The sequence below is a fragment of the Ruegeria sp. CL7 genome (assembly GCF_056536445.1).
Window position 1 is genome coordinate 353,188 of the sequence record NZ_JBQFPQ010000002.1, and the last position, 6,366, is coordinate 359,553.

Here is a 6,366-nt window from a genome sequence, read left to right on the forward strand (position 1 = left end):
GGGGCTATTCCAGCGAAACCCACAGCACCTTTGCGTTTTCTTCGCTGGTCGAAATACACCCATGCCCCATTCCGCTGTCATAATAAAGCGAGTCACCGGCCTTCATTGGCAAGGGGCGGTAGTGTTCAGACACGAAGATAAGTTCACCGCTGAGCACATACATGAATTCTTCTCCGGAATGTCGGATCCACGTCTCGAATTCCGACAGGTCACGCGCCTTGATAGTCGCGATATAGGGCAGCATCCGCTTGCTGGTCAGTTCGGGGCAAAGCAGTTCATGCAGGTAAGTGGGCGTATTCTTGATTTCCCCCTCGCCTTTCGGAGTGAAATCACGGCGGCCTGAAATGCCGGATTGACCCGACTGAAGAAACAACTGCGGGGTGCTCATATCCAGGGCCTGAGTCAGACGCCGTACGATGTCAAAGCTTGGCTTTGTCTGGTTGTTTTCGATCTTGGACAGCGTCGACCGCCCGATACCCGCAGCGCGGCCGGCTTCTTCCAGAGTCCACCCTTTCGCGCGCCGAGCATCGCGGATGGACCGGCCCAGAGCCTCTCCTTCATCCAGATCTTCCTGTCCGGAAACATCATTTCTGCTTTCGTCGCCCATTTAATTCCCCCTGTTTTATCAAAGGTTACATGCCTCCCGGTAAATACGCAACTTCTTGAATAAGAGATTTTTGTTGCCTAAAGCGCATTATTTCCCTTATAGGAAACAAAGTTTCGTACTAAGGATTCGGGGCAAAAGGAGGAGACCATGTTCAAAACGTCGCTGATTGAGGCAGATCCCGTCATTGCCGCGTCCATTTCGCGCGAGGGTGAACGCCAGGCGGAACAGATCGAGTTGATCGCCTCGGAGAACATTGTCTCGAAGGCCGTGATCGAAGCTCAGGGTTCGGTCTTGACCAACAAATACGCCGAAGGCTATCCGGGCCGCCGCTATTATGGCGGCTGCGAATATGTCGATGAGGTCGAAGTCGAGGCGATCGAACGCCTCAAGAAGCTGTTTGGCTGTGAATATGCCAACGTTCAGCCCCATTCCGGCGCACAGGCCAACGGGGCCGTCAAGTTGGCGTTGTTGAACCCGGGCGATACCATTCTTGGCATGTCGCTGGACGCAGGTGGCCATCTGACCCACGGTGCGAAACCGGCGCAGTCCGGCAAATGGTTCCGGCCCGTGCAGTACGGCCTGACCGATGCAGGGCTGATCGATTATGATCAGGTTGCCGAATTGGCGCGGGCGGAAAAGCCCAGGCTGATCATCGCAGGCGCATCCGCCTACTCGCAAAAGATCGACTTTGCCAGATTCCGTAAAATCGCGGACGAGGTTGGCGCATGGTTGCTGGCTGATATGGCTCATATTGCCGGATTGGTGGCGACCGGCCTGCACCCCTCGCCTGTAGGGCACGCACATGTCGTGACCTCGACCACGCACAAAACGCTGCGCGGGCCTCGTGGTGGCATCATCCTGACCAATGACGAGGCGCTGGCGAAAAAGATAAATTCTGCCGTCTTCCCCGGCCTACAGGGTGGCCCGCTGATGCACGTCATCGCAGGCAAGGCGGTGGCTTTTGGCGAGGCGCTGAAACCCGAATTCAAGGAATACATGCAGCGCGTCGTTGACAGCGCATCGGCCTTGGCAAGCGTCATGATGGCGCGCGGATGTGATATCGTTTCCGGCGGCACCCAGAACCACCTGATGCTGGTCGACCTGAGACCTTTGGGCGTCACCGGTAAGGACGCCGAAGCCGCGCTGGAGCGCGCCGGGTTTACCTGCAACAAAAACAGCGTTCCCGGAGATCCAGAGAAACCAACCATCACCAGCGGCATCCGTCTGGGCACCGCCGCCGGGTGCAGCCGTGGCTTTGGCCCGGAAGAATTCAGGAGGATCGGCCATCTGATCGGTGATGTTCTGGACGCGCTCGCGCAGTCACCGGAAGGTGACGAAACCGTCGAACAGGAAACCCGCAAACAGGTTCGCGCACTTTGCGCAAGCTACCCGATCTACTGAAAGTACGCGAAATGAATACCTATGACCTCATCGTTATCGGGGGCGGACCGGGTGGCTATGTTGCCGCGATCCGCGCGGCTCAGCTGGGGCTGAAAGTGGCCTGTGTCGAAGGGCGCGGCGCACTGGGCGGTACCTGTCTGAACGTGGGGTGCATCCCCTCCAAAGCGTTGCTGACCTCCTCGGCCAAATATGCCGAGCTTGCACATCTCTCCTCCCATGGCATTGCGGTCGAGGGGGCCAGCATCGACGTCAGTGCGATGATGGGGCGCAAGGACAAGATCGTCGGTGATCTGACCAAGGGCATCGCACTCCTGTTCAAGAAGAACGGCGTCGATCTGATCGAAGGATGGGCCAGCATCCCGGCCACTGGTCAGGTCAAGGTCGGCGACAGCACATACGAAGCAAAGAACATCCTGATTGCGACAGGATCCGAGCCGACCTCACTGCCGGGGATCGAGATTGATGAGCAGGATGTGCTCAGTTCGACCGGTGCAATCGCGTTGGAACGCGTGCCGGATCATCTGGTTGTGATCGGTGCAGGTGTGATCGGCCTGGAACTTGGGCAGGTCTGGGCACGTCTGGGCGCCAAGGTTACTGTGGTCGAATATCTGGATCGCGTTTTGCCCGGCATCGATGGCGAGATCGCCAAGCTGGCGCAGCGGGCCCTGTCAAAACGCGGTTTGAAATTCCAACTGGGCCGTGCTTTGAAGTCTGTCGATAAAACCGATACGGGTTTGTCGCTGACGGTGGATCGTGTTGGCAAGGACAAGGAAGAAGTGATCGAGGCCGACAAGGTTCTGATCGCTGTGGGCCGTCGCCCGGTGACGCGCGGGCTTGGGCTGGAAGAGCTGGGCGTGGCCGTGAACCCGCGTGGCTTCATCGAAGTCGACAGCTCGTTCCAGACGTCGGTGCCCGGTATCTATGCCATTGGTGACTGTGTTCCCGGCCCGATGCTGGCCCACAAGGCCGAAGAGGACGGTGTTGCCTGTGTCGAGATGCTGGCCGGCGAAGCCGGTCATGTCGATTACAACACCGTGCCGGGTGTGGTCTACACCGATCCCGAAGTGGCCTCGGTTGGTCAGACCGAAGAGGCTCTGAAAGACGCGGGCGTCGAATATGTTGTCGGCAAGTTTGCTTTCATGGCCAATTCGCGGGCACGCTCGACAGGTGAAACAGATGGCGCGGTCAAGGTTCTGGCCGGTTCCGACGGCAAGATCCTCGGGGCTCATATCTGTGGTGCCCATGGCGGCGATCTGATCGCCGAGTTGGTTCTGGCCATGTCCAAAGGTGCCGCGGTCGCCGATGTTGCAGCCTCGTGCCATGCGCATCCTGCCATGGGTGAGGCGGTCAAGGAAGCCTGTCTCGACGCCATGGGGCGTGCGATTCACGCTTAACGAGGTTTGCCAGATGACAATCCAGCTTAGACCACGCCACCCGGAAAAGGCCAAAAAGGCCGACAGCGTGATCCCGCGTAAGCCCAAGTGGATTCGCAAGAAAAAAGGTGACAGCGCCGCGTATTACGAAACCCGACGTCTGATGCGGGATCACGATCTGGCAACGGTCTGCGAAGAAGCGGCCTGCCCCAATATCGGCGAATGCTGGTCCAAGCGCCATGCAACCATGATGATCATGGGCGAGATCTGCACACGGGGCTGTTCGTTCTGCAATGTGGCCACCGGCCGCCCCGATGCGCTGGACGCGTTCGAACCCGGCCGGGTTGCGGCGGCGGTCAAGAAACTGGGCCTGCGCCACGTGGTGATTACATCTGTTGATCGCGATGATCTGGCCGATGGCGGGGCCGAGCATATCGCCCAGACAATCCGCGCCGTACGCCATCAGAACCCCGGCACCACTGTCGAGGTTCTGACCCCCGACTTCCTGGGCAAGGGCGACGCCGCAAATATCGTCTTTGACGCAGTGCCGGACGTGTTCAACCACAATCTGGAAACCGTCCCGCACCTGTATCCGACGGTTCGTCCCGGCGCGCGCTATTATGCGTCGCTGCGGCTGCTGGACGATGCCAAACGCTCGAACCCCGAGATTTTCACCAAGTCGGGTCTGATGGTCGGCTTGGGCGAAAGCCTCAACGACGTGCGTCAGGTGATGGATGATCTGCGCGCGGCCAATGTCGATTTTCTGACTATCGGGCAGTATCTGCAACCGACGCCGAAACATCATCCGATTGACCGGTTCTGGTCGCCCGAGGAGTTCGCCCAACTGGAACAGATCGCTCGTTCCAAGGGCTTTTTGCACGTGTCAGCCACGCCGCTGACCCGTTCGTCGTTCCATGCGGACGAAGACTTTGCCGCCCTCAAGCAGGCCCGTCAGCGGGCCATCGCCACCGGGGCATAACCAAACGCAAATGGGAGGGAAACCATGGAAGCGTTAAATTCAATCGTAGGGGCCATCAATGGCGTCGTATGGGGGCCGATGATGCTGGTCCTCATCCTCGGCGTTGGCTTCTTCCTGCAGGTCGGGCTGAAATTCATGCCGATCCTGCGCATCGGCACAGGCTTCAGCCTGTTGTTCAAAGGCCGTGAGGGTCAGGGCGAAGGGCAGATCAGCCCGTTCAACGCACTGATGACTTCGCTGTCGGCGACCATCGGTACAGGTAACATCGCCGGTGTGGCCACTGCTGTCTTCCTGGGCGGTCCAGGCGCCTTGTTCTGGATGTGGATGACCGCCCTGGTGGGCATGGCCACCAAATATGCCGAAGCCGTCTGCGCGGTGAAATATCGCGAGAAAGACGAGCTGGGCAACTATGTCGGCGGCCCGATGTACTACATCAAAAACGGTCTGGGCGCGAAATGGGCCTGGCTGGGCGTGGCTTTCGCCCTGTTCGGCGCGGTTGCCGCCTTTGGCATCGGCAACGGTGTGCAGGCCAACGGTGTTGCTCAGGTGCTGGAAGCCAATTTTGGCCTGAACACCTCGGTCACCGGCGTTGTTCTGATGGTTCTGACTGCAGCCGTTATCCTGGGTGGTATCACCCGCATCGGTGCGGTTGCCGGTAAGCTGGTCCCCTTCATGGCCGTTGCCTATATAATCGCGGGCCTGCTGGTTCTGCTGATCAACATCGGCAACATCGGACATGCGCTGTCGCTGGTCTTTACCTATGCGTTCACCCCGTCCGCCGCAGAAGGTGGTTTCGCGGGTGCAGCCGTCTGGGCCGCCATCCGCTTCGGTGTGGCACGTGGTGTGTTTTCGAACGAGGCCGGTCTGGGTTCGGCCCCGATCGCGCATGCCGCTGCCGAGACCAAGGGTCCGGTCAACCAGGGCCTGATCGCGATGCTGGGTACGTTCATCGATACCATCATCGTCTGCTCGATCACCGGTCTGGCCATCATCGCGTCGGGGGCATGGACATCGGGTGAATCCGGTGCGGCGCTGACGAGCCACGCGTTCGAATTGTCGCTGCCGGGTATCGGCGGGTATCTGATCGCCATCGCGCTGTCGATCTTTGCCTTCACCACCATCCTCGGCTGGTCGTTCTACGGCGAGAAATGTGTCGAGTTCCTGCTGGGCGTGAAATCCCTGATGCCCTACCGCGTTCTGTGGATCGTGATGATCTACTTCGGCGCAACTGCGGATCTGGGCTTCATCTGGCTGCTGGCCGATACGCTGAACGCCATGATGGCCATCCCGAACCTGATCGCCCTGGCGCTGCTGAGCCCGATCGTCTTCAAACTGACGAAAGAGTTCTTCGCCTCGGGCGGCAAGTCCGAAGAGCCGGGCGGCACACCTGCCGAATAAGATCGGCCCGACCAAAACGGGGGGCCATCCCGGCCCCCCGCCTTTGAAACCGAATTCAATATCTCGAGGAGAGACGTGATGGCCACTAAAATCCTGCTGCCCATTGATCACACCGACGACCGCTCGTGGAAACTGGCCCTGTCGACCGCCTTGGAACAGGCAAAATTCTACGGTGCCGAACTGCATGCGGTTGCCGTCATCCCCGAGATCATCCAGCTGCCGAACCTTCCCGCCAACTATGGTGCCGGCGCAAAGGACCACGTGCGGGGTGCGGTTCAGGCGATTCTGGATCATGCCAAGGCTTCCGACGTGCCGGTCCATGTCGAAGAAGGCAGTGTTTACCGCGAAATCCTGAAGCTTGCCTACAAGGAAGGCTTTGATCTGATCGTCATGGCATCGACCAAGGGCGATTTCCCGAACTACGAGATTGGCCCGAACCTGGCCCGAGTCGTGCGCAATGCGCATTGCACCGTCATGGTCGTCCGCGACCAGTCCCGCTGATTGAAAGGTTGAAGAAATGACCACACCGAAGCGCACGCCCTTGTATGACCTTCACGTCGAGCTTGGCGGCAAGATGGTTGATTTTGCGGGTTGGGAGATGCCTGTTC

General features: G+C 59.2%; 6 protein-coding genes. 5 read left to right on the forward strand and 1 reads right to left on the reverse strand.

Features of this window, described 5'->3' with window-relative positions; translation table 11 throughout:
* Window positions 1-4: 4 nt before the first annotated feature.
* On the reverse strand, window positions 5-607 hold the full coding sequence (locus ACR0LI_RS10195; RefSeq protein ID WP_171635839.1) for a helix-turn-helix domain-containing protein: 603 nt from the start codon (window positions 605-607) through the stop codon (window positions 5-7).
* Window positions 608-754: 147 nt separating this feature from the next.
* Between ACR0LI_RS10195 and glyA the strand changes: the two genes are divergently transcribed.
* The 5 genes from glyA to ACR0LI_RS10220 all read left to right on the forward strand — a co-directional run bounded on the left by glyA (window position 755) and on the right by ACR0LI_RS10220 (window position 6,259).
* Window positions 755-2,008 carry a serine hydroxymethyltransferase gene (gene glyA, locus ACR0LI_RS10200; RefSeq protein ID WP_480718462.1) on the forward strand — a complete coding sequence of 418 codons (1,254 nt, stop codon included), beginning with the start codon at window positions 755-757 and terminating at the stop codon, window positions 2,006-2,008.
* 11 nt (window positions 2,009-2,019) lie between these two features.
* The gene (gene lpdA, locus ACR0LI_RS10205) at window positions 2,020-3,402 is read left to right on the forward strand and encodes a dihydrolipoyl dehydrogenase (protein ID WP_480718463.1); all 1,383 of its coding nucleotides are present in this window, start codon (window positions 2,020-2,022) and stop codon (window positions 3,400-3,402) included.
* A 13-nt stretch (window positions 3,403-3,415) separates the two neighbouring features.
* Window positions 3,416-4,360 carry a lipoyl synthase gene (gene lipA, locus ACR0LI_RS10210; protein WP_480718464.1) on the forward strand — a complete coding sequence of 315 codons (945 nt, stop codon included), beginning with the start codon at window positions 3,416-3,418 and terminating at the stop codon, window positions 4,358-4,360.
* 24 nt (window positions 4,361-4,384) lie between these two features.
* Window positions 4,385-5,758, forward strand: a complete 1,374-nt coding sequence (locus ACR0LI_RS10215) for an alanine/glycine:cation symporter family protein (RefSeq protein ID WP_171119391.1) — start codon at window positions 4,385-4,387, stop codon at window positions 5,756-5,758.
* 78 nt (window positions 5,759-5,836) lie between these two features.
* Window positions 5,837-6,259, forward strand: coding sequence for a universal stress protein (locus tag ACR0LI_RS10220; protein WP_171723662.1), 423 nt, complete (start codon window positions 5,837-5,839; stop codon window positions 6,257-6,259).
* Window positions 6,260-6,366: the final 107 nt, after the last annotated feature.

Excerpts from the sequence above, each read along its gene's own strand:
- ACR0LI_RS10195 (WP_171635839.1), bottom strand. The coding sequence starts at position 607 with ATGGGCGACGAAAGCAGAAATGATGTTTCCGGACAGGAAGATCTGGAT.
- glyA (WP_480718462.1), top strand. The coding sequence starts at position 755 with ATGTTCAAAACGTCGCTGATTGAGGCAGATCCCGTCATTGCCGCGTCC.
- lpdA (WP_480718463.1), top strand. The coding sequence starts at position 2,020 with ATGAATACCTATGACCTCATCGTTATCGGGGGCGGACCGGGTGGCTAT.
- lipA (WP_480718464.1), top strand. The coding sequence starts at position 3,416 with ATGACAATCCAGCTTAGACCACGCCACCCGGAAAAGGCCAAAAAGGCC.
- ACR0LI_RS10215 (WP_171119391.1), top strand. The coding sequence starts at position 4,385 with ATGGAAGCGTTAAATTCAATCGTAGGGGCCATCAATGGCGTCGTATGG.
- ACR0LI_RS10220 (WP_171723662.1), top strand. The coding sequence starts at position 5,837 with ATGGCCACTAAAATCCTGCTGCCCATTGATCACACCGACGACCGCTCG.